20 protein-coding genes are annotated in these 22,809 nt (G+C 46.8%); 9 read left to right on the top strand and 11 right to left on the bottom strand.

The genetic code is table 11. The features are described 5' to 3' along the window. Window positions 1-26: 26 nt before the first annotated feature. The 3 genes from AB4Y93_RS26100 to AB4Y93_RS26090 all read left to right on the top strand — a co-directional run bounded on the left by AB4Y93_RS26100 (window position 27) and on the right by AB4Y93_RS26090 (window position 3,941). Window positions 27-1,208, top strand: a complete 1,182-nt coding sequence (locus tag AB4Y93_RS26100; RefSeq protein WP_441896403.1) for a M20 family metallopeptidase — start codon at window positions 27-29, stop codon at window positions 1,206-1,208. A gap of 174 nt (window positions 1,209-1,382) precedes the next feature. After that, a complete protein-coding gene (locus AB4Y93_RS26095; protein WP_441896401.1) occupies window positions 1,383-3,077 on the top strand; it encodes a M3 family oligoendopeptidase in 1,695 nt (564 codons plus the stop codon). Window positions 3,078-3,089: 12 nt separating this feature from the next. Continuing rightward, window positions 3,090-3,941, top strand: a complete 852-nt coding sequence (locus AB4Y93_RS26090; protein ID WP_441896399.1) for a GNAT family N-acetyltransferase — start codon at window positions 3,090-3,092, stop codon at window positions 3,939-3,941. 275 nt (window positions 3,942-4,216) lie between these two features. Here the strand turns inward: AB4Y93_RS26090 and AB4Y93_RS26085 are convergent, their stop codons facing one another. The 3 genes from AB4Y93_RS26085 to pdxR all read right to left on the bottom strand — a co-directional run bounded on the left by AB4Y93_RS26085 (window position 4,217) and on the right by pdxR (window position 7,800). Continuing rightward, on the bottom strand, window positions 4,217-5,821 hold the full coding sequence (locus AB4Y93_RS26085; RefSeq protein ID WP_441896397.1) for a glycoside hydrolase family 9 protein: 1,605 nt from the start codon (window positions 5,819-5,821) through the stop codon (window positions 4,217-4,219). 160 nt (window positions 5,822-5,981) lie between these two features. Next, window positions 5,982-6,338 carry a nucleotide excision repair endonuclease gene (locus tag AB4Y93_RS26080; protein ID WP_208420456.1) on the bottom strand — a complete coding sequence of 119 codons (357 nt, stop codon included), beginning with the start codon at window positions 6,336-6,338 and terminating at the stop codon, window positions 5,982-5,984. A 40-nt stretch (window positions 6,339-6,378) separates the two neighbouring features. After that, window positions 6,379-7,800, bottom strand: coding sequence for a MocR-like pyridoxine biosynthesis transcription factor PdxR (pdxR, locus tag AB4Y93_RS26075; protein ID WP_441896394.1), 1,422 nt, complete (start codon window positions 7,798-7,800; stop codon window positions 6,379-6,381). Window positions 7,801-7,916: 116 nt separating this feature from the next. Between pdxR and AB4Y93_RS26070 the strand changes: the two genes are divergently transcribed. Continuing rightward, window positions 7,917-8,465, top strand: a complete 549-nt coding sequence (locus AB4Y93_RS26070) for a pyridoxamine 5'-phosphate oxidase family protein (RefSeq protein ID WP_441896392.1) — start codon at window positions 7,917-7,919, stop codon at window positions 8,463-8,465. 82 nt (window positions 8,466-8,547) lie between these two features. Here the strand turns inward: AB4Y93_RS26070 and AB4Y93_RS26065 are convergent, their stop codons facing one another. Beyond that, a complete protein-coding gene (locus AB4Y93_RS26065) occupies window positions 8,548-9,522 on the bottom strand; it encodes a 2-hydroxyacid dehydrogenase (protein ID WP_441896390.1) in 975 nt (324 codons plus the stop codon). Between the two features lie 153 nt (window positions 9,523-9,675). Here AB4Y93_RS26065 and AB4Y93_RS26060 point away from each other — a divergent pair, with 153 nt between their 5' ends. Then, window positions 9,676-10,542: a helix-turn-helix domain-containing protein gene (locus AB4Y93_RS26060; protein WP_441896388.1), complete on the top strand. Its 867-nt coding sequence runs from the start codon at window positions 9,676-9,678 to the stop codon at window positions 10,540-10,542. A gap of 67 nt (window positions 10,543-10,609) precedes the next feature. Here the strand turns inward: AB4Y93_RS26060 and AB4Y93_RS26055 are convergent, their stop codons facing one another. From AB4Y93_RS26055 to AB4Y93_RS26030, 6 genes are all read right to left on the bottom strand, one after another. Further along, complete coding sequence (locus tag AB4Y93_RS26055) at window positions 10,610-11,329, bottom strand: response regulator transcription factor (RefSeq protein WP_167279646.1); 720 nt, start codon at window positions 11,327-11,329, stop codon at window positions 10,610-10,612. 93 nt (window positions 11,330-11,422) lie between these two features. After that, on the bottom strand, window positions 11,423-13,198 hold the full coding sequence (pnpS, locus tag AB4Y93_RS26050; RefSeq protein ID WP_441896386.1) for a two-component system histidine kinase PnpS: 1,776 nt from the start codon (window positions 13,196-13,198) through the stop codon (window positions 11,423-11,425). 40 nt (window positions 13,199-13,238) lie between these two features. Beyond that, window positions 13,239-14,201, bottom strand: coding sequence for a bile acid:sodium symporter family protein (locus AB4Y93_RS26045; RefSeq protein WP_441896384.1), 963 nt, complete (start codon window positions 14,199-14,201; stop codon window positions 13,239-13,241). A 67-nt stretch (window positions 14,202-14,268) separates the two neighbouring features. Beyond that, window positions 14,269-15,675 carry a PAS domain S-box protein gene (locus tag AB4Y93_RS26040; protein ID WP_441896382.1) on the bottom strand — a complete coding sequence of 469 codons (1,407 nt, stop codon included), beginning with the start codon at window positions 15,673-15,675 and terminating at the stop codon, window positions 14,269-14,271. A 113-nt stretch (window positions 15,676-15,788) separates the two neighbouring features. Continuing rightward, window positions 15,789-16,481, bottom strand: coding sequence for a Na-translocating system protein MpsC family protein (locus AB4Y93_RS26035; RefSeq protein WP_441896380.1), 693 nt, complete (start codon window positions 16,479-16,481; stop codon window positions 15,789-15,791). Window positions 16,482-16,605: 124 nt separating this feature from the next. After that, window positions 16,606-17,304 carry a Na-translocating system protein MpsC family protein gene (locus tag AB4Y93_RS26030; RefSeq protein WP_441896378.1) on the bottom strand — a complete coding sequence of 233 codons (699 nt, stop codon included), beginning with the start codon at window positions 17,302-17,304 and terminating at the stop codon, window positions 16,606-16,608. Window positions 17,305-17,877: 573 nt separating this feature from the next. On the opposite strand from AB4Y93_RS26030, the gene yfbR reads away from it, so the two are divergent. The 4 genes from yfbR (at window position 17,878) to AB4Y93_RS26010 (ending at window position 21,670) form a co-directional block, all read left to right on the top strand. Then, window positions 17,878-18,474, top strand: coding sequence for a 5'-deoxynucleotidase (yfbR, locus tag AB4Y93_RS26025; protein ID WP_167279642.1), 597 nt, complete (start codon window positions 17,878-17,880; stop codon window positions 18,472-18,474). Window positions 18,475-18,653: 179 nt separating this feature from the next. Then, window positions 18,654-19,625, top strand: a complete 972-nt coding sequence (locus AB4Y93_RS26020) for an ABC transporter substrate-binding protein (RefSeq protein ID WP_441896376.1) — start codon at window positions 18,654-18,656, stop codon at window positions 19,623-19,625. Next, the gene (locus tag AB4Y93_RS26015) at window positions 19,612-21,081 is read left to right on the top strand and encodes an AraC family transcriptional regulator (protein ID WP_441896375.1); all 1,470 of its coding nucleotides are present in this window, start codon (window positions 19,612-19,614) and stop codon (window positions 21,079-21,081) included. Before AB4Y93_RS26020 ends, AB4Y93_RS26015 begins: the two co-directional genes overlap by 14 nt. Window positions 21,082-21,238: 157 nt before the next feature. Beyond that, on the top strand, window positions 21,239-21,670 hold the full coding sequence (locus AB4Y93_RS26010) for an NUDIX hydrolase (protein ID WP_441896374.1): 432 nt from the start codon (window positions 21,239-21,241) through the stop codon (window positions 21,668-21,670). 72 nt (window positions 21,671-21,742) lie between these two features. Here AB4Y93_RS26010 and AB4Y93_RS26005 read toward each other — a convergent pair whose 3' ends face one another. After that, a complete protein-coding gene (locus tag AB4Y93_RS26005) occupies window positions 21,743-22,714 on the bottom strand; it encodes an aldo/keto reductase (protein ID WP_441896373.1) in 972 nt (323 codons plus the stop codon). Window positions 22,715-22,809 lie beyond the last annotated feature (95 nt).

The raw sequence follows: 22,809 nt of genomic DNA, 5'->3' as shown, positions 1-22,809 counted from the left end.
AATGCTTGAAAGAAGGAGGCTTGTCCATGACAAGCAGCAACAAACAACTCGTATTTGATGTGATCGATTCCTATGCAGATACATTCAAACAAATCTCCCGTACAATCGGGGCAAATCCGGAGCTTGGCCATCAGGAATTCAAGTCAGCCGATATGCTGTGTGCCGAGCTTGAGAGACAGGGCTTCTCGGTTGAGCGGGGTATGCTTGGTATCCCTACAGCGTTTATCGGAACTTATTCATCCGGGAAGCCGGGACCTACGGTCGCTTTTCTATGTGAATATGATGCTTTGCCGGAGATTGGTCATGCCTGCGGCCATCATCTGATCTGTACGATGGGCATTGCGGCGGCTGTTGGATTAAAGGCCGTACTGGAGCAATTCGGCGGAACGATCCGCGTATATGGTACTCCTGCTGAAGAGACAAAAGGCGCCAAAGTACCGATGTCCGAAGCTGGCTTATTCGATGACTGCGACTTCGCCCTAATGGCTCATCCCTACTATACGTTCGAGAAATCCGGCGAGTCGCTTGCCTTGGACGCTATTCAATTCGAATACTTCGGCAAGCCTGCCCATGCGGCAGCGAGCCCTTATGAAGGTGTTAATGCGCTGGATGCGATACTTCAATTGTTCAACAGCGTTAATGCCCTGCGTCAGCAGACTCGCAGCGATGCACGGATTCACGGCATTATTAATAATGGAGGCAGAGTGCCAAACGTTATTCCTGACTACGCTTCTGCCCAATTTTACGTTCGATCCGCATCCCGCACGTATACCAATGAACTTGCGGAGAAAGTACGCCGCTGCGCAGAAGGTGCTGCCCTGCAGACTGGCTGTAGACTCGAGATGAACAATTATGAATTCTCCTATGACGAGCTGGTTACAAACGAAGCGTTATCGGAATGCTTTACCGCTAATCTGCTTGAATTAGGCGTGCAGCCGGAAGAAATCGAGACGGGCAAGGATCATGGTTCGCTGGATCTTGGCAATGTCTCCGTCCGCTGCCCGGCCATTCATCCTTATGTTAAAATCGTCGAGGAGCGCTTCCTCCTTCACACCGTGGAGTTTCGTGATGCCGCAATGTCAGAGCGTGCGCTCGAGCGGATGATTTTCGCTGCTAAGACGCTCGCCGCTACTGCGTATGATGTATTCGCGAACCCGGCTCTACTCGCCAGAATTCGGAGAGAATTCGAGCTTCTGCAACAGAAATAACAACAGAGTTGAACATAAGTTCACAAGAGGCTTCTCTTCCACTTAACATTGGTGAAGGGAGCCTCTTTCCTTGCGGTAGAAGCAGGATTAGCAGCAACAGCTAACGAATAGACTGACAAGGCAATGGTATAAGATCCCATTCCTAATTATTTTCGGAGAGGGCAGGTGTACCAAGTGAAATTTAATGAGTATCGTTATGAACGTCCAGATGTAGCAGCTTTTGAGAAACAATTCAAGGAGCTTCTTGCCGCATTCAGCTCAGCAGGCAATTATGAAGAGCAGGATGCCGCTATGTCGGGCATGAACAAGCTTCGGAGCGAGTTCGATACGATGCAGCAAATTGCCTACATCCGTCACTCGATCGACACGAATGATGAATTTTATAAAGCCGAGCAGGATTTCTTCGATGAGAATGGACCTGTTGTGCAGGAATACATAACGGATTACTACCGCGCGCTGGTTGGTTCGGCGTTCCGTGCGGAGCTGGAGAACAAATGGGGTCGTCAGCTGTTCCAGCTGGCTGAGCTGTCATTGAAAACATTCAGCCCAGAGATTATCGAGGATCTTCAGCAGGAGAACAAGCTGTCTACCGAATATTCGAAGCTGATTGCTTCCGCTAAAATCATGTTCGACGGCGAAGAACGAACGCTGTCTCAATTATCGCCTTTCCAGCAATCCACCGACCGTTCGGTCCGTAAGCGCGCCTCCGTTGCATCCTCCGGCTTTATGGCTGAGAACGAAGATCAATTCGACCGGATCTATGATGAGCTTGTGAAGGTTCGTACCAGAATTGCGAAGAAGCTTGGCTTCACGAACTTTGTTGAGCTTGGTTATGCCCGAATGAACCGTACCGACTATACAGCGGAAATGGTTGCAAACTTCCGCAATCAGGTGCTTGAGCATATCGTTCCCGTTGCAACTAAGCTGAAGGAACGCCAGCGCGAACGGATTGGCGTCGATGAATTGTATTACTATGATGAGAATCTCGCCTTCCTGACAGGGAATGCGAAGCCGAAGGGCGACCCGGACTGGATCGTTCAGAACGGGGCGAAGATGTATGCCGAGCTGTCCTCCGAGACGGAGCAGTTCTTCACATTTATGCAGGATAATGGCCTGATGGACCTGGTTGCCAAGAAAGGCAAGCAAGGCGGCGGCTATTGCACCTATATCAGCGAATTCGGCGCACCGTTTATTTTCTCCAACTTTAACGGCACTTCCGGAGATATTGACGTCTTGACGCATGAAGCCGGTCATGCCTTTCAGGTGTACGAAAGCAGAAGCTTCGCGGTTCCTGAGTATGCCTTCCCTACTTACGAGGCTTGTGAGATTCATTCGATGAGTATGGAGTTCTTCACCTGGCCGTGGATGGACCTGTTCTTCAAGGAGGATGTTGATAAATACCGGTTTCAGCATCTGGCTAGCGCCCTACTCTTTCTTCCTTACGGCGTAACGGTGGATGAGTACCAGCATTTCGTCTACGAGAATCCGGATGCTACTCCGGCTGAACGCAAGGCTGCATGGCGGGAGATCGAGAAGAAATATCTCCCTCACCGGAACTATGAAGAGAATACGTACCTGGAGCAAGGTGCTTATTGGCAGCGGCAGGGTCATATTTTCGGCAGTCCGTTCTACTATATCGACTACACTTTAGCGCAAATCTGTGCGTTTCAATTCTGGAAAAGAATGCAGGAGGACCGTTCCGCCGCTTGGGCCGATTACCTGCACCTGTGCCGTCAAGGCGGCAGCCTCTCCTTCACCGAACTGGTTAAGGTGGCTGGTCTCATTTCGCCATTCGAGGATGGCTGCGTAACTTCTGTTATCGGCAGCATCGACAGCTGGCTGGAAAGTGTAGATGACCAAGCGCTGTAAGGAGGATGACGTATGAATATCACGTTTCGGCCTCTTAGCGAGCTTCCCATCGGAGAAGTTTCAGAGCTGTGGAACCAGTCCTTTGAGGATTACTCTGTCCCCGCTGCTCTTCCGCTTGATCGTTTTATTGGCCGTGTGGCGAATGAAGGTCTTGCACTTGAGCATTCCCTTGCCTGCTATGTCGATGGTGAGCCAGCAGGACTTATCATGAATGGCTTCCGAGAGTTTGATGGAAGAAAGCTGGCCTGGAATGGCGGAACGGCGATCAAGCCGGCGTTTCGTGGAAAAGGAATTGGCAAAGTGATGATGCAGCGGAATTTGCAATTGTATGAGGAACTAGGTGTACAGCAGGCGAATCTGGAAGCTATTGCCCATAATGAATATGCCATTCGGTTATATGAAAGTGTAGGTTATTCTCAGATTGACCGCCTGCTTATTCTGTCGACGGAGCAGCCTATTCCGGATATGGACGACAGCTATGAACATTCTTATCAGGTGGCGCTTGGCATGGCAGCTGAAGCTGCTAGACTTCCCTTCTATAACGAAGGCGAGGTCTGGCAAGCCGGTATCACCAGCTTGAGAGACGGAGAAAGTGTTGCTATCTTCGATGGTGAGGATGCTGCAGGCTATGCGTTATACCGGCGAACGTTCAGCCCGGAAGGCAGCTTAACGGGGATTATCTTGTACTTGAGGTTGCGCCAGGCCGGACGGATGCTGCAGGTGTCATACGAGCTGCCCTGCAGGAAGTTTGGCAGCCCGGCGACAACTGCCGCCGATCAGCCTTTAATATCAGAGCAACAAATACCGTGCTGGTTGAGCTGCTCAGCGAAATGGGTTTTGCGACAAATATGGAGCAGGTGCTGATGGTGCGCGAAATGAATTTGGGATAAATCTTAAATAGACCGTCCATCTGATGGCACACTTTTTACCACTCACCAAACAAATAAGACCCTCCGAGGGTCTTATCGTTACAGTTCGATACTAGTTTGACACGTATAAGACCCTCTAAGGGTCTTATTTCGTGTATAAACCTCTCACAACCCACCATTTTTATCCACCTACAAACAAATAAGACCCACTGAGGGTCTTATCGTTACGGTTCAGTGCTAGTTTGACACGTATAAGACCCTCCCGGGGCCTTATACAAAATGAGACAGCACAAATACCGCTGGCGAATTCCAATAAATCGTCACTTCGTTCGTCGAGTAGCTTTCCATCACATCGGCGAATGCTGCAGCTGGAGCTTTGCCTTGCAAATGCTCACGGGCGTATTCATCCTGCACGCCAACATTAGGTCCGCCTGAGACAAGTCCGGGTACCGGTTCATCCACTCCATCACCTTCCGATGGACGGTGATGCGGATGACGGATTGGCTTGCTCCCGAAGCCAGTTACATAACTCATGCCAACCGCATTCATCCCAAACAAATAATGAATATGATCCAGCACAAGACTTTCATATGACATTGAACCTGCCAATCGATCTGCTATAAGCAGCAGCATCGCTTGATTGAGCAGCACCATATTGCTGCCCCATATGTACTGCTCCGGCAAGAGCGAAATACCGAACCCGTCCTGTCTGCACACGGCAGCCAGCTTTCCTGCTACCTCCAGCAAGCCCGCCTGTAACTGTTCCGCTAACCCCGCTTCTCTCTCACGCTCCGACATCAGATACGAGATGGTTCCATAACCGCCCATATCAGCCCAGCCAAGCTCATACTTGTCAAAAGAAAGCTCCGCTAGCTGCTGGAACGCTTCATGATAACGAGCTTCCCCAGTTGTACGGTACAGTTCTGCTGCAGCCCAATAACGTTCATCCGTATCCAGCTTATCTCCATATTCCCCCGTCACAATGGAAGATGGATTTCTAAAGCCTGGGTACTCCGGATGAAGAGTGAGCCACTCCCATGCCTTCTCCGCTGCGATCAGACAACTGGAGGCAAAAGCTGTATCAAAGCGGTCATACACCCGTGCTGCCATCGCCATAATACCAGCAAAACAACCCGTTGCTGTTGATGAGACCGGAGAAACATATAATTCTTCTGTATCTTCCTCCGGCATCGTATCGGCTGCCGGGAACCGTAATGTCGTCAGCTTATGGAAAACACCACCGGACTTGTTATCCTGCATTCGCAGCATCCATTCCAACTCATACCGGCATTCATGCAGCACATCCGGCATGACGCCGTCCGTTTCGGGCAGCGGTACCGTTCTCTTGAAAGCTTTCGGATAACATTCATACGCGAGCAGCAAATCCGCCACCGCCTTGGCACCTGGACCTACATACTTGCCATAATCCCCGGCATCATGCCATCCGCCCCATGCGTCAACTCTTCTGGTTTCATCACCATAGACAATCGCAGGCGTCAGGTGGCATTTTCCATGCTTCCAATCACCGGCATATTGCTCTTCCAAATCCATTCCGCAGCGGAAATAATAGAACGCTTTCAATAATGCTTGATGAGCCTCTTCATATACCTCTTCTCGGATTATGAAAGGATCCGATTGTTGTCCATTATTCACCTTCACATAATATGTACCCGGCTGCTGCCACTCAGAAAAATCCAACTTGCTGACCGTCATCCCGCTCGCAGCATCATCTAGTGAGATCAAAGTCTCACCTTCCCAAACTACTTCGCCATTCTCCTGATTAATCAGTTTGAAGTCTTTACTTTCCCCCGCAAATACAGCTGTCTTCGTATCCTTATTCCGGTAACCAAGCTGATTAATTGCAATTTCCATCATGGTAAGCTCCTCTCTTTGATGAGAATAGATCAAGCCGCTACATTATATCGCATCCGATAGAGTATGGAACTATCGAAACTAAAGGACATGCTATGCAATCTACAGTTTCTACAAAAAAAAGGCGCTCATCGCTGAGCAGCCTTTGACATTCCATCTTCTTTTAACGGAAAAGCACTTTGTCTACATTATACTTCGCTTTAAACTCATTGATCAGAAACGTCTCATAAATCTCCCGCTCAACCGGATCTTCATTGACATAGATCTCGATCTTGGTCACTTCATCACGGTAATTTTTCATTGGAGATACGCTATCTTCAAAATGCTTTTTGATACGAGGTCTGAGCTTTCTGGCTTTGCCAACAAACAGCACATCGCCCTTAAAGTTGTAGAATATAAAGAAGCCGCCCTTTTCCCGCGTAATAAGATGGAAATCCGTAAAGTTGTAAATATGGCTCAGCTCGGGATTGGTTTGTTTGTAAATCGTAACGTCCGGTTCCGGAATCGTAATGGTAATCAAAAAATTCACTTCTCTTTCCTTGTCTGTTTGTAGTATTGTATCACATCTCAGGGAACCAAGCTTTACTTAGCCGGATAATTCCTTCCCGGATCTTCTCTTCGCTAAGGCCCCCAAAGCCAAGCATGATATAGGAAGGCGGACATTCCTCCGGATTCAGCCAATTCAGCCTAGGCGTATATACAATAACCCCCTGCTGATAAGCTTGTTCGATTAATTCATCACTTGACCGGTTGTACACATCCAGCAGGAGGTGCATGCCTGATTTTTGTCCGATAACGCCAACCCGGCTGCCCAAGTGCTCTTGGATCACCCGAAGCAAGGTTTTATGCCGCGCTTGATACAGCTTTCTCATCTTGCGGATATGACTTTCGAAATATCCTTCCTTCATAAATCGATACACGGCTGCCTGTATAAGTGGTGAGACGGATTGACTGTAGGTTTGAAGTTTACTGCGATAATCCTTCGCAAGCAGCTCGGGGAGCACCATATAACTAAGACGTACTCCTGGCAGGAAGGACTTGGATAATGTCCCCAAATATATGACCTTGTCTCCCGTATCCATCGCCTTGAGAGCAGGAATTGGCTGTCCCTGATAACGAAGCTCACTGTCGAAATCATCCTCAATAATATAACCATCGTGCTCATAAGCCCATTGCAGCAATCGCACCCGATTCTGGACCGGCATAATAATACCGACAGGGAATTGATGAGACGGGGTAACATATACCACTTTAGCATCAGTTTGCTTCAACAAATTAACAGTTAATCCATCGCTGTCTAAAGGAACGGGAATAATCTCTCTGCCATGATTACGGAGCACCGTTCTGACTCCATTATAGCCAGGCTCCTCCATTGCAATCATCGGCGGCAACGGCAGCAGCTGACACAGCATGCTAATCATCGTCTGCGTACCAGCACTGAGGAAAATCTGTTCCGATGAGCATACAACTCCACGTGCTTGGTACAAATAACGGGCGATTTCAGTTCGAAGTCCTGCATGTCCCTGCCGGTCTCCATATCCGTACACCTCTACTGTACATTCCTCTAAAGCCTCCACCATACATTTCTTCCACTGCCGTACTGGAAAATGCGCAAGCTCCACATCTCCGTATTCAAAGTTAATAGCAAGAGGGCTCGACTTAGGAACCTGCTGCGTCTTTTCCGACTCCAATGCTGTCCCCGTTCTTCCCCCGCTTCCCTCTAACTCCAGCTTTTCCAGTGCCATGACATATAACCCGCTTCGCAGCTTACTTTGGATATAACCCTCCGCAAGCAGCTGCTGATAGGCGGTTTCCACCGTATTCTTGCTGACGGATAAATAAACAGACAACTGCCGAATTGAAGGCAGGCGCTCATTCTCTTTCAATATTCCTGCTTCAATCTGTCCCTTCAGATAGGAAAAAAGCTGCTGATAAAGTGGAAGATCGCATTCTCTATCTAAATCAGGTGTTAAACTGATCACTGGCTGCCCCCAACCTCTGTACCCCTCATATTCATCAAAACTGTACCTTTTTATAAGGACAGTTGATCACTACAATAATAGCATAATTAACTTTTCCCAGAAAGTGAGTGGTCAAGATGTTCCCTATTCGATTACAAAAAAGAGCTTGTACGGATCCTCACAAAATCCAGCAGTTCCTGGAGCAAGCGCGCACCGGATTTCTTGGCCTTGCTTCAGGTAATGTGCCCTACGTCGTACCTCTTAACTTCGTATGGATGGATGAAGCCGTTTATTTCCACGGCGCGTCTGAAGGCAGGAAAATCGATATGATTGCGGAAAACCCTGAGGCCTGTTTCACAGTCAGTGAAGAATACGGCACAATCTCCGATCCTACTCCCGCACATGTCGATACGGCATATATGAGTGCAATCATCTATGGCACTGTGATCAAAGTAACGGACTGGGATGAAGCAACTGCAGCTATGCAGCTGATGTTAAACAAATATGTTCCCGGCTATTTCGACCGGCCTCTAGCCAAGAGCCACCTGGAGAGATACGTCTCCTCCATGGGAAGCAAGACCTCTGTCTTCAAGCTGGTCTCAAGCTCCATCTCCGCGAAAGAAAGCGAAGTGAATGAGGCGAAAATGTTTCATCAAGGCCGAAAAAGTCAAGGGGATCGTCCTTAAATTTTTCTGCCTAGGCCAAACGATTCAAGACGAGCGGGATAAATTAAAAGGCGCCTCCGCAACATGCAGAGGCGCCTAACTGTTATTTTTTCAATTCCGGAATGACGTACTGCGGCTCTCTACCATACAACGCATCCACCAGGTTGCGGGCGGCTACCATTGCCATATCGTCCCTTGTTTTCTTTGTTGCCGAGCCGATATGCGGCAGTGTCACGACATTATCCAACTGCAACAGCGGATTGTCCGCGCTGACTGGTTCCTTCTCGTAAACATCCAGCCCCGCACCAAAAATTCGCTTGCTGCTAAGAGCTTCAATTAACGCCGCTTCATCAACCGTCTCACCACGTGATACGTTAATGAAGATCGCGCTCCGTTTCATGCGGTTAAATTGCTCCGCACCAATGAGATGCTTCGTCTCTGGCGTAAGCGGCGTCATCAATACGATAAAGTCTGACTGTTCAAGCAGATCATTCAGTGGTATGTAATTAACGCCTAGCTGCTCCTCAACCTCTACCTTACGGCTGCGGTTATAATAGGATACTTCCATATCAAAGCCAAACTTCGCACGCTTCGCTATTTTCTCACCAATCCGGCCCATCCCGATAATACCCAGCTTTGCATGATGTACATCCATGCCAAACAACTGCTCCCCGATGCCGCGCTGCCAGCCCCCGGTCCGTACCAGATTATGAAGCTCGGTTACCCTTCTTGCAGCTGCCAGCATAAGTGCCAATGCAAGATCGGCTACTGTATCATCAAGGACATATGGCGTATGGGTACCAATAATATTACGCTTCTTCATCGCTTCAAGATCATTATGGTTATATCCTACGGATATATTGCTGACCGCTCTAAGCTTTTGCGCTGCGCTGAGCAGTCGCTCGCTGATTGCGTTGCCGGCTGCGAGCAGCCCTTCTACATCACCGATTTTCTCGGCGAGCTGCTGGCCAGTAATCGCCTTCTCCTGATCCTGCCACATTTCGCAATCGCAATATTGATCGAGATAAGCTTTTACCTCATCGGAAACTTTCGCTGATATGTATACTTTTGGCCGCATGCCATCATCTCCCCTCGAATTCTATTTCTATTATACACATGTCCCAAGGCGAATGGTTGCCTTTAAGACAGAAGCCCACTACAATAAAGTAGGCTGCATTAGACTTTAAGTTCGTGGTGAGCCAAACTACAGCGTAAGGTGGGACTAGCAAGGGTGGAACCGTTTAACGAGAAAGTTGTCTATGAGAACCCTTTGTTATCCTTGCGGGTCTGGCAGCCGATTCGAAAGGATGACGACCTGACCAACTGGCATTATCACCGGCAGCTTGAGCTGCTGTATATTATGAAGGGCAAGCTCGAAGTTGATGTGGAGGAAGAAAGCTATCATCTTGAGGCAGGCGACGTTATAATCATCGGAGCCTCTCAGCTGCATCGCGACCGAAGCTCCGGGCATCTGGATTACATCGTTTTGCAATTTGAGCTCGAGCCATTCTTTGATCAGAGTACGATTGCCTATATGAGATATTTCTCCGAGACGGAGAATCCGCTCAGCCAGGCTAATTATATTTTCCAAGAGAACAGTGCTGTGAAGAAGCAGATCGGCGACTTCATCCGCCAGCTGCATCATGAAGCAGAACGCAAAGAAACTGGTTATGAGCTTGCCGTAAGCGTCTTGATCAAGCAGATTCTGCTTGCGCTGCTGCGCAACGATCATCGAAAGGCACTTGCGGAACAGGATGACTTCGACCGTGTCCGTCTCAAGCCTGTACTCGACTATGTTGAGAATCGACTGACTGACCGCATTCAAGTTGAGGAGGTATGCAAAATCGCCAATATGAGTTACTACTACTTCGTGAAGTTTTTCAAGAAGACGATTGGCATGTCCTTCACTGAATTCGTCAATTACCGAAAAATCAAATGGGCAGAGCGCATATTGCTGACCAAAGACCTCAGCATTACCGAGGTTGGCGAACGAATCGGAATGCCAAATATGGCCCATTTCTATAAAATGTTCAAAAAATATAATGACTGCTCGCCAAAGCAGTTCCAGCGTAAAATGCTCGACTGGAACCGGCAATAGGCCAAGGTGAAACGGCTTCGCTATAGGATTATAAATTCTTAGAAATAAACAAAAAAACTCGTCCCCCTTATCCCTTGGGTGTGACGAGTTTTTTTGACATTACCAATTTATATCCTACACCACGAATCGATTCGATCTGAACCGTCTGGCCTAATTCAAGCTTTTTACGAAGCGAGCTGACATGAACGTCTACCGTACGTTGTCCCCCGATGTAATCAAAGCCCCAAACAACATTCATCAAGTCATCGCGTGTAATAACCATTCCCGGACGCTGCACCAGGTAGAGAAGTACCTCGAATTCCTTCGGACGAAGCGGAACAGTCTCACCATTCAGAATCACTTCGTATTTCTCTGGATAAATCGACAGATCTCCAGCTGTGATGACCTTCTCCGACGTTTCGATTGGCACCACATCATCCGACTGAGTCCGGCGCAGTACTGCTGATACACGAGCAAGCAGCTCGGCCACTCCAAACGGCTTCGTAATATAGTCGTCGGCGCCATGCTTCAGCCCTTGAACGACTTCTTCCTCTGCATTACGTGCCGTCAATATAATAATAGGCGTCTTCACGCCGTTCTGACGGAGACGTGTTAATATTTCAAATCCATTTAAGCCTGGAAGCATGATGTCTAAAATAATCAAATCGAAGGTGCGTTGTAAAGCTGTCTGCAGCCCCGTTGCCCCATGATCAATAACTGTCGTTGCATAACCTTCTTGCGTCAGATTATACGACAAAAGCCGAGCTAATGTCGGTTCATCTTCAATAACCAATACTTTATGCGACATGATAACCTCCAGCCTGTCCAGCCTAGACACAATTTTTCTACCTTATTTTATCACGATTTCATGAAGAATGGGTAAATTTTTAAGTTAGGCTGATTATTGCTGGAGAACTGGCAGCTCGATAATGAAGGTCGAGCCAAGGCCAACCTCACTCGTAACCGATATTGTTCCTTTATGCAGCTCAACCAAATGCTTCACAATAGACAAGCCTAGGCCGGTACCGCCTGAACTGCGTGACCTTGCTTTATCCACCCGGTAGAATCGTTCAAAAATACGCGGTAAATCTTTTTTCGGAATGCCAATACCCGTGTCGCTGATCTTAATTCGGATATGATCCTCATCGATACTCGCAATATGAACCGAGACTTTGCCACCCTCTGGTGTATAGTTTATACCATTTGCTACGACATTCATCATAATTTGTCGTAAACGGTCTTCGTCTGCTTCGACATAAAGTCCTTGCTCGATCTGCAGATCCAGAATGATCGATTTCCGAGCTGCCTCCGTCTCCAGCATCTTGATTGTCTTCATCATGAAGGAATCCAGCTCCACAGGGGAGAAATACATCGGAACGCGCTTGGATTCAATCTTGGAAAGGGCCAGAATATCGCCAATAAGTCGGTTCAAACGATCACTCTCATCAAAAATAATTTGCAGGAAAGAGCGCGCTGTCTCTTCATCGTTAACCGCTCCACTAAGCAGTGTCTCGGCAAAGCCTTTTACAGCCGCAATTGGTGTTTTTAACTCATGCGAGACATTCGCGACAAACTCACTGCGCATTCTCTCGAGTCTGCGGATTGCAGTGACGTCCTGAAGAACAAGCAGCAGACCGCTGAAATCATTATTCTCTCCATGGATGGGAACGAGGTTAAGCTCCAGCAGGCGTTCTTCCGGGAAGTAGAACGTAATTTCTTCACGAATATGCTCACGGCTGCTAAGTGCCTCTTGAATAAGCTGGGACAGCTCATATTGCTGCTTCGCCTCCGCATAATTCCGGCCGACCAGCTCACGCGCCGAGAACCCTAGAATCTCTTCCGCACGGCGGCTCATAAGCAGAATTCGTCCGTGAGGATCAATCATCATTACTCCATTGATCATATTATCGAGGACGCTCTCCAGCTGGCTTTCATTTTGCCGGATTCGGGTCATTTGAATTTCCAGGCTCTCTGCCATAGCGTTAATCGCATGACCAAGCTCGCCCACCTCATCCTGCTTCTCAATCTTCACCCTAGCTTTATAATCAAGCTGCTTGATTCGCTGCGCTACCTTCGTGATTTGCTCCAGCGGACGTGTCAAGCTTAAGGCAATACGGTAGCTGACAATTGCAGCTAGGATAAACAGAATAAGCAGCCCAATAATAAGTACTGTCCACAGCTTATAGATGCTCTGATCAACTTCCTTCAAGCTCATCGCAAGACGGATGACATTTGAGTTCGGATCAGAAGCATTCGCCGGTATGGCTACATACAATAAATCTTCCTTCAGAGTAGCACTGGATCGAACTGCTCGCCCGACACCTTTTTTATGCGCCTCCTGCACCTCAATCCGGTTGCTGTGATTGTCCATGGTATCCGGAGCATGGTCCGAATCACCGAGTACCGTACCATCACCGGCAATAAAAGTTACCCTCGAGCCAGTAAAGCTCCTAAGGCTTTCTGCTTCTTTCGTGAAGTACGGAAATAACGAGGCCTTATCCCCCTGCTTCCATTCCGTCTTGGCCAATATGATATGCATCTCACGTACCATATTGTCTTCCAGCGCGTTAATATGATTATCTTTAAACGTCTTCGCCATGAAGAGACCTGCAGCTGTAACGGACAGTGCAAGTATAATGATCATTGTAAAAGTAAGCCGATTGCGAAAGCTGCTCATGGCCAAATCGTTCATCTCCTTTGCCTAATTGTCACTCGTTTTATCGTACATGCGCATGCGACGCATCGCTAGTCTTGTTTTTGTTAAGTTTTTGTAAAACAAAGTGATGCACTGTCGCAAGTGGCTGCTGTACAAGGATCGACAAGACGACCGGCACAGCCGCCAGAGGGCTGAAGTAGCCAAGTGCAAGCACGATACCAAGCGAAATGTTACGCATTCCCGTTGCATAAGAGACAGTGACTTGGACATCCTTGCGGCTGTGTCTCGCTGTTCCGAAGTACCCGATTGCATAGCAGGCACCTACCAGTACAATAACAAGAGGAACAAGCTTCACCATATCCCTTTTCAATTGGTCGACATATGGCGCAATTGCTGAGGCATTCAGGGCAACCACGGCTACAAAACAGAGCTTGGAGATTGGCGCCGCCACTGGCTTGACCCGTTCTTGAATACGCCCTTTGCTTAACTCATACAGAACAACTCCACATATGGTCGGAAGTACAACAATGACGAACAAGTCGAACATAATCGGCCCAATCGCAATATCAACGGAAGTATTAAAGAAGAGATGAATGCCAAACGGTACAACAAATGGACTTAACGCAGAATCGAGCACAACCATCGCCAGCATCAGCGGCACGCTGCCGCCCGACATCCCAACCCACAATACGGTTGATACACCAAGCGGAATAATCGTAAACAGAACAAGTCCAACAACATAAGGGGATGCTGCACCAAAGATAAGACTGCCAATCCCATAAGCAATTAATGGCGAGATCAAATGCGCCAGGATTAACGTCCATAACAGTACGCCCGGCCTTCGAACCGCTTGGCCCAATTGACGAATACCACAGCCAATCGCCATCGTCAGCGTGACGTAGGCAAACAAATAGGGAACAGCGTCAACCATTGGCTGAAGCTGATCAGCAAAAAGAAAACCCAGGACAAGAGATCCCGGGATAATTAGAAACATCCACCGTTCGAAATTTTGGTTGAATATCAATCCAAACTCTCTCGTAAGCCATCCCTCATTTACTAAATATGGTCAATTACCCCTTATCATATCTTATTTACGGAGTAAGCGCATCGTCAGGATGGCGGAAAGCTGCCGGTAATGTAATATGAATAGTTGTCCCTTGACCCTCAGTGCTCGTTATTTCCAAAGTACCGCCATGGGAATGAATGATTTGTTGAGTAGCCATCATGCCAAGCCCTGTCCCCGTTTCTTTGGTTGTATAAAAGGGCGATCCAATTTTGGATATGAGTTCCTGAGGAATCCCTTGGCCCTGATCTATTACATCAATCGCAATGATATCCTCAGATGGGCTTGCCGCTTTAATCTGAATTTCCCCTCCATCCGGCATAGCCTCCATGGCATTTTTGATAAGATTAATAAACACCTGCTTCAATTGTGATCCCACACAATGTACGGCAGGCAGTTCCCCTAGCTGAGAGTAACTGATTTCCACCTTGTGAATTAAAGCCTGTGAGCCCAAGAGTAAAATAACATCCTGAATAATCGGGCCAATTTGTTCCCTTTTGAACTCCTGAGCTTGTGGCTTGGCCAAATAAAGCAGCTCGCTTGTAATGAGTTCAATTCTTTTCAGCTCATCTTTCATGATGTCGAAATAGCTTTTGCTTCTCCCGGATCCTGCTTGTTCGATGAGATATACAAACCCTTTTAACGAAGTAAGAGGATTTCTTATCTCATGGGCAATAGAAGCCGCGAGCTGCCCGACTGCAGTCAGTTTTTCCGCTTGCAACAGCATCGTCTTATGCTGGTTATCCTGTGTAATATCTTTAGCAACTCCATATACCCCCACCACTTCATTATTAATGATGATCGGCATATTGGTTACTTTAACATCGATAACGTGACCGTTTTTGTGGTAAGCTTTCGTTTCATAATGCTGCGTAATCCCCTTGGCTGCTTTCCGAAAATGCTCCTTTGTCTTCTCTAATTCCTCCTCGGGAATTAGCGGAGTATACGACATAGCTAAAAGCTCAATCGCACTATATCCTAATAGCTGCTCCATGGCTGGATTCACGAGAAGATAATTGCCATCCGTATCCAAGGCAAATACGGCATCAGGATTATATTTAAAAAGTGACTCATAGTGCTGTTCCTTTTGTAAGGACAGTCCTTTGTTCTGCGTAATGTCATGTATATAGACGGAAAGTCCACTAGGAGATGGATACACTCTTATCTCAAACCAAGAAGCTAATGGTAGATAATAGGCATCAAATTCAACCCGAATCTGTTCCTTCATCGCTTTATGATACTGTTCATAGTAAATAGAATGAACCGCACCCGGAAATACACTCCATATTTTTTTGCCAAGGAGTTCTTCCCTCTTATAGAACATAAATCGCAGCGCTTCTTCGTTAATATAAGTAAATTCCCAGCTGTCATTGAGTGCAAAGACGGCATCCGTGATTCGATCGAGAATCTCATTCTGTTCATAATAATGGACCATATATCCCCCTCATTTCGCGAAGTAACCATAAAAAAACCTAAATAAGAGCTGTATTCACAGCTTTTATTTAGGCTTATGCCCAGCGATCTCTCTGGTTCATTGCCGCCAACTTATTAACCTGGATGTAAGATGAACACAATAACACTTTTATCCAGATGAAAATCCCAGTCGACAAACAGATCAATTACCTTTGCATTCAGAAACTCCTGGAAACGGCCATTATTATGCAGATGACTCTTTTCAAGATTACGTTTAGCGAGCCTTAAGCTTTCTTCATGGCCAATTCGAATCAGTTCTTTCTCAATGCTAATCAGAATTCCAAGCCGAATAACCAGCAGGGTTCTTTCATTAATCAAACAAGAATACAATTCGCCCGGCCATTTCTCAACCTGTTGACTGATTGTATTAACCTCTAATTCAAGCTGCTCTTTCCCTGTATATACGGATTCCATGTGGAGCTGTCCATATTCTTCGGAAGCTTCTATCCCGACCATAACCCCCGACTGATTATGAAGTCCCCAATCATAATAAAATTCCTGAATATTCATACCTGCAAGTACAAGCAGATAGGCCTTAATTTCAGGGATTAATGACTTCATTAATAAATCTCTAGTTGATTGAATGGTGTAGATTTGGCCTTGATCAAGAAGAATCTTCTCGGTTGGTGATAAGAAGTTTCTTAGATAAAGGACTACAAACGGGCGATTAATGCTAACAAAAATCGATTGTGGACCTTTACCAAATGACTCTCTTAACAATCGTCCAACATAGCTCGCTATTTCGGATTGAGCAGCCTGTTTATCCAAGATCATTCATCCTTAGGTTCAGGCAAAAGCATTATTTCTTTCGCCCCAAATTTATTGTAAATATTTAGTTGGAATAAAACAATCGAAACTTAGTATGTACGTATGCGGAAATTCTATCCATCTCCTATTTACTTGGATTCAGAATAAACACGATGACGCTTTTATCCAGATGAAAATCCCAGTCAATAAAAATATCTGAAATCTGCGATTGAAATATTTTCTGAAATTGATCGTTATGAAGCAGATGACTTCTCTCTAGATTTCGTTCCGCCAGCTTTAAGCTTCCCTCAAATCCAAGCCGGATCAATTCCTTGCCAAGGCTGCTCAATATCCCGATCCTGACAACCAGAAGTGTCCTTTCATTAATCAGATAGGAGCGAATTTCTTCCGGTTTCTTTTGAATTTGCTGACTAATCCTCTCCATTTCACCGTGCAGTTCCTCTTTTCCGGCATACCACTCTTGTGGACTATAAAGTAAGGAATGCTGGTCTGATTCTATTCCAACAAGGATGCCAGAATAGTTATCGAAGCCCCAGTCATAGTAAAATTCCCGAATGTTCATTCCCGCTAGCAGCAAATAGGCTTTTATCTCCGGCATTAACGACTTCATCACGAAGTCTCTTGTATGTCGAACGGAATCAACCTGATCTTGCTGTAGAAGGATCTTCTCTGTTGGCGATAAGAAGTTCCTAAGGTAGATAACAATAAACGGGCGATTGATATTCACATAAATCGATTGCGGTCCTTTTCCAAAAGATTCACGCAGTAATCTTCCAATATGACTCGCAATGTCGTTTTGAATTTGTTTTTCATTCTTGTCCAAAAATCCCATCCTCAGTACCTGCAATTATTTAATAGTAAGTAGAAAATAAGAAACAAAAATAGCCTAAATAAAAGTTGTTGTGAACAACTCTTATTTAGGCTTATGTCCAGCGCCATCTCTGGTTCATTAATGCCGAATTAGTCGTTAGTCAGAATCATTTTAGTATAAGGCAAAAGCTTTATTTCCTTCACCCTTTCATTATTCTAATAATTTTTATACATTTAAACAAGAATTAATTTATATGACCTTCCTCCTACTGCTGACCCTTCATAAACTCCGCTACCTCACCCGTGATCTGATCCTTACACTAACGAACTGAGGAATTCTTATTTCACCGATTATAGCTGCTTTAGATTCTAACGAATCGTGGTATCGTTACTTCGCCATTTCAGCTGGCTCGATGGGCTATTTCTCAGCAATAGCGTGTCTACGATTCGTTAGAATTCTGCGACAGCTTTTTCTGACCGAATAAGAATATGAGGGTTCGTTAGAATGGCACATAGCTCGTATATGGTAGGATATAGTAAAATAAGCAAATGGATAGATACGTAATGGAGAGGAGCTTCAAGTCGAATGGAAAGTCATTTTTTCGCTTATATGTATCGGTTGAAATATATTGAACGCTGGAGCTTGATGCGCAACACGACGAAGGAGACCGTAGCGGAGCATTCCTTCCATGTTTCGCTGCTTGCCCATATGCTGTGCGAGATTGGCAACAGCTTTTTTGGCCGCAGCTACAACGCTGATCGTGCGGTAACGATAGCTTTATTTCACGATGCTACGGAGGTATTCACCGGTGATATCCCTACTCCCGTTAAGCATCATAATCCTAAGATGCTCGCGAGCTTCCGTGAGATTGAAGCAATGGCCGCAGAGCGAATGCTTGGGATGGTGCCTGAGCCCCTACAGTCTGCATACGCTCCCCTGCTCGGGAAACCAGACGGGACGCTTTCCGAAGAGGAGCAGCAGCTCCATAAGATTGTAAAAGCCGCTGACCTGCTGGATGCTTATTTGAAATGCTTAACCGAGGTGTCCACCGGCAACCGCGAATTTCTCGTCGCCAAAGGACAGATCCAAGCTTCCCTCGAGGGTCTCGGCCTGCCGGAAACCGATTGGTTCCTTGCTAATATGGCGCCAAGCTTGGGAATGACGCTGGATGAGTTGTCGTAAGCAAAAGAGCTGTGCGGAAATATCCGCATGGCTCTTTTTTTCTTTTTGATAGATCAAATCAGTAAAAATGCTGTCACTTCCAAAAAGACAGCACAAATCATGATTCACAATGCGTGTCGAAGGCACTATACTATTGTTAGATAATGATAATCAATTTCAATTATAGGAGCCAATCGAACATGAAACGATTTACACGTATGGCGCAATTTACACTCATTATGATGCTTATTGCCCTCTTGGCCGCTTGCGGCAGCAACAACAATGGAAATAAGGAAGCTGCAGTGTCTCCCTCAAACAACGCAGCGGAACAGCCTGCAAATAATAGCGACGACGAAGTCCGCGTAATGATGGATGCCATGGGGCATGAGGTCCAAGTACCGGCCCATCCGAAGCGAGTTATTGCACCATTCATGGAAGATCCACTCACGGCACTGGGCATTTTTCCCGTCGCACAATGGGGAGCCGCTGGCGTTCCACAGCAATATTTGCAGGAGAAATTGAAAGATATTCCTGTCTTGAATATGGAAGGTGGATTGAAGCCGGAAGAGGCTCTCTCCTATACTCCTGACTTGATCATCTTCCCAGCCCCTACTTATCTTGCGGACGGCAGCTATGAGCAGTTTTCCAAAATCGCACCAACCTTTGTGTTATCCGATAGCGAAGCAGACTGGCGTGGAAATCTAGAGAAGCTTGGTGCATTGCTCAATGATGAGGATGCGGTGAAGACAGCACTTGATAAGTACGACCAGCAGGTAGTTGACGCGAAAAGCAAGCTTGGCAATCTTCCTGCCGAGAAAACAGCCGTGTTGATGCAGGCAGACGGAGAGAAAGGCTTCAAGTTGTTTGGTCCAAACTTCTACGGTGGCGAGACACTTTACCAAACGCTTGGTTTCAAGCAGCCAGCTCTATTGAATGGGGACTACGAGACCTATTCGATTGAAAAGCTTGCGGATTTGAAAGATGTCGATTACATCTTCGTCATTTCCGGCCCAGGACGCGGCAAACCGCCTGTAGACAATTCACTATGGAAATCGCTGCAAGCTGTTAAGAATAATCATGTGTTTGATGCCGACTCCGGCCATTGGTTCAACGCCAATGCCATTGCGAATGGTCTCATCATCGACGATGTACTCAAAGATGTCCATGAATAAACAACCTTTACCTGGCCTGCATACTGCGGCCAGGCTTTCTTATCGGCTGATGGATGTAGAGATCCTTCGGGATGACCCGCAAGCATCGCGCAAGGAACGTGCATTTATCGAGACGAAATTACATCTGCTATTGCTCTCGAATGCTTTTGATGGCCGCATTATTATAGATGGACGTCTACATATTCTAAAGCCCGGCTGGATATATGTCTGTGCGCCTGGGCAGTTAATCGAATGGACCAATCACATTGGCCAGCCGCTAGAGCTGCTACTCCTGCATTTCCAAGTCATCGTTCAGCGGGATAATCGGGCCGAAGCATCTACATTGGGAGCAGATCCACTGTTCCCATTCCTCGGTGAAGCCCTATTACAATCCCCCGCTGCTGCCAGCCTGTTGTTTGACATGATCAGTCTTAACTCGAAGCAAAGTACTGCTTCCGCTTGGCTTCGGTGCGAGGCAGGGCTGCTGGAGCTGCTAAGCCTTGCTTTGACTTATCAAGAGCGGCAAACAGAAATCGCTCTCGAAACAGCACGATTAGAGCTCGAACATCATTACACGAGTGAGATCGCGATTGAATCTTTGGCTAGAATTGCTGGACTTAGCCGCTTCCATTTCATGCGGCTGTTCAAGGAACGTTTCGGCAAAGGTGTTGCGGAATACCGAACTGAGTTTCGGCTGCGTGAGGCTAAGCGGTTGATGAGCGGAGAGAATCTGACGCTTGCCGAAATCGTTGAACGTATTGGCTACAAGAATGAGAGTTATTTCAGCAGCTTGTTCAAAAAACAGACCGGCTTCGCCCCTGCTGTCTATCAGGGCAACCGGCAGCGAAAGCTCGCCGCCTACAGCTGGATCAATCTTGGGCAGCTGCTTGCCTTACAAATGATTCCAATCGCTGCTCCGATGGATCATTATTGGACGGACCGTTACCGAAACAAATATGACTTCGAAGTCACTACAACACTCAGTCATCATTATGAGTTGGAACGTGAAGAAGACGCTGAGACATGGCTCAGAAGATATGACAGAGATGTAATAATCGCTCAGGAAAAGCTCGCTCCAATACTTGGCCGAGGTCACTTACTTGTCTTAGCCGTCGGTCGGAACCAGTTGTCTGTGTGGGGACAGCAAGCCGACACCGTACTTTATGAAGACCTTGGTATCGCAATGCCACCTTCACTCCGGGACATAGATTGGAATAAACCGATTGAACCATCTGAGCTCGCAGGGATACATGCTGATCGGATTTTAGTTCACATCGAACGGGGTTCAGCCGCTGAGGCCCATTGGCATCAACTCTCGAGAAGTGAAGCGTGGTTGAAGCTTCCGGCCGTTCAGGCTGGCCATGTACATTTGGTATTTGGGTACGGCTGCTTCGATGCACCGTGGAACGAGCATGCGGCCGAGCCGATTAGCCGATTCCTGAACGATCTTCCGGAATTATTTGGTATCAAAAATTAAGGGTACGTCATAGTTATTTGTAAAAACAAAGGACCAGCTAACTCATTTGAGTTGCCGGTCCTTTGACCCTTTTGCAGGATAACGGATTGATTTACCGAATACCATTTTTATATGGATATATCATCCAAACGGAAACGCCATTTAAGGAGGTATTGTTTTGTCGAACAAGTTGATGGGGGCAGCAGCCGTTATTGTAAATGATGAAGGGAAAGTTCTGCTCGTTAAGCACAGCTATGGCAGGAATAACTGGGATTTGCCTGGCGGAAAATCGGAGTCTAATGAGTCGGCTGAAGGAACCGCAGCGAGAGAAGTGCTGGAGGAAATTGGCGTACAAGCTGATATTGGAGCATTAATCGGCGTTTACTACGATTCAGAGTATGACATGCATCATTTTGTATTTCTCGCAACGATTAGAGAAGGTCAGCAGCCAACGCCAAGCTCTAATGAAATAGTAGAACTCGGCTATTATGCCCTCAATGATCTGCCGAGACCGATGAAAGATTTCACCTATAATCGTATTCTGGATGCGCTGAATCCTAATCAGGAATCACTTTTTCATACGACGATCTCACGGCAGTGGTTGGAATAATAGATTATAAAGCCCCGAAGAGGGATGCTCGCCATGAGCATCCCTTCTCGGGGTTATTTATTTCAGTATATATTATCGAATCGACTGTTTGATTAGTTCGACTTCTTGTGCAGTCAGCGGACTGCCTGCAGCACTCGCGTTGGACTCCACTTGACGGATATTTTTAAACCCGGGAATGACACATGCATTTGGGGATTGTGCCAAAGCATATTGAATAGCCGCTCGTACCAGATCCTGTGTTTCGTGGCCAACGTGCTCCTTCAACGGCTGAAGCTGTCTCCGAATTTCGAGCAAACGATCTTTTGAATACGATTGATTCGTCGAGCGAATATCTCCTTCGCCAAATTGAGGAGGATTCTCCGGATCGAACTTATCCAGCAGCAATCCTTGCGCAAGCGGACCAAACAACACTACACCCAAATTTTCTTGTTCAGCCCATTGGAACAGTTGTGTTCCAGGCTTATCGAATTCATTGCCGAAGGCATTATAATGGAACTGCAGAACATCCGGCCGTGTTACCGGGCATACCCGCATAAAATCCGCATAGCTGTAGGCCGACTGGCCGATCACCCGAACCTTGCCTTCTTTCTGAAGCTCGCGCATCGTATCCGCTGCTTCTTCCAGATAGAGGTCATTTGGTCCAAAATTCGTATTATGAAAATAAAAAAGATCTACGTGATCTGTACCTAAATTTGTAAGTGTCTGCTCCAATTGATGACGGATATGTACGGGCTGCATCGCATTAGGCGCCGTCCCTCTGAACCAGCCTACTTTCGAAGCAACGACCACAGAATCACGCGGAACATCCTTCAGAAATTGTCCGATTACTCTCTCTGAATGACCGTCACCATATACATCCGCCGTATCCAAATGATTAATGCCAAGCTCATGAGCTCGGCGCAAACCTGCAAGAGACTCGTTATCATCATTACCGGACCAGCCTACTGGATCCCCATCCCGCCATGATGGCCCACCTATTGCCCAGCAGCCTAAGCTGACCTCACTTACCCGCAAGCCTGAACGTCCTAATACCCGGTATTCCACGAATATCACCCCTGAGATAAATTTGCAGCAATTGGTGCACATAAGTTGCAGTTCATTATACCTCAGAGCCTCGGCTTAAAATAAGAAGGGAAAAT

Source organism: Paenibacillus sp. YAF4_2, assembly GCF_052113225.1.
Classification (GTDB): domain Bacteria; phylum Bacillota; class Bacilli; order Paenibacillales; family Paenibacillaceae; genus Pristimantibacillus.
Note: the sequence above shows the minus strand (reverse complement) of the source record. Positions and strands in the feature narration are given on the sequence as shown.

Coding starts and splice junctions, on each gene's coding strand:
- AB4Y93_RS26100 (WP_441896403.1), top strand. CDS start 27: ATGACAAGCAGCAACAAACAACTCGTATTTGATGTGATCGATTCCTAT.
- AB4Y93_RS26090 (WP_441896399.1), top strand. CDS start 3,090: ATGAATATCACGTTTCGGCCTCTTAGCGAGCTTCCCATCGGAGAAGTT.
- AB4Y93_RS26085 (WP_441896397.1), bottom strand. CDS start 5,821: ATGATGGAAATTGCAATTAATCAGCTTGGTTACCGGAATAAGGATACG.
- AB4Y93_RS26070 (WP_441896392.1), top strand. CDS start 7,917: ATGTTCCCTATTCGATTACAAAAAAGAGCTTGTACGGATCCTCACAAA.
- AB4Y93_RS26065 (WP_441896390.1), bottom strand. CDS start 9,522: ATGCGGCCAAAAGTATACATATCAGCGAAAGTTTCCGATGAGGTAAAA.
- AB4Y93_RS26055 (WP_167279646.1), bottom strand. CDS start 11,329: ATGTCGCATAAAGTATTGGTTATTGAAGATGAACCGACATTAGCTCGG.
- pnpS (WP_441896386.1), bottom strand. CDS start 13,198: ATGAGCAGCTTTCGCAATCGGCTTACTTTTACAATGATCATTATACTT.
- AB4Y93_RS26040 (WP_441896382.1), bottom strand. CDS start 15,675: ATGGTCCATTATTATGAACAGAATGAGATTCTCGATCGAATCACGGAT.
- yfbR (WP_167279642.1), top strand. CDS start 17,878: ATGGAAAGTCATTTTTTCGCTTATATGTATCGGTTGAAATATATTGAA.
- AB4Y93_RS26020 (WP_441896376.1), top strand. CDS start 18,654: ATGAAACGATTTACACGTATGGCGCAATTTACACTCATTATGATGCTT.
- AB4Y93_RS26015 (WP_441896375.1), top strand. CDS start 19,612: ATGTCCATGAATAAACAACCTTTACCTGGCCTGCATACTGCGGCCAGG.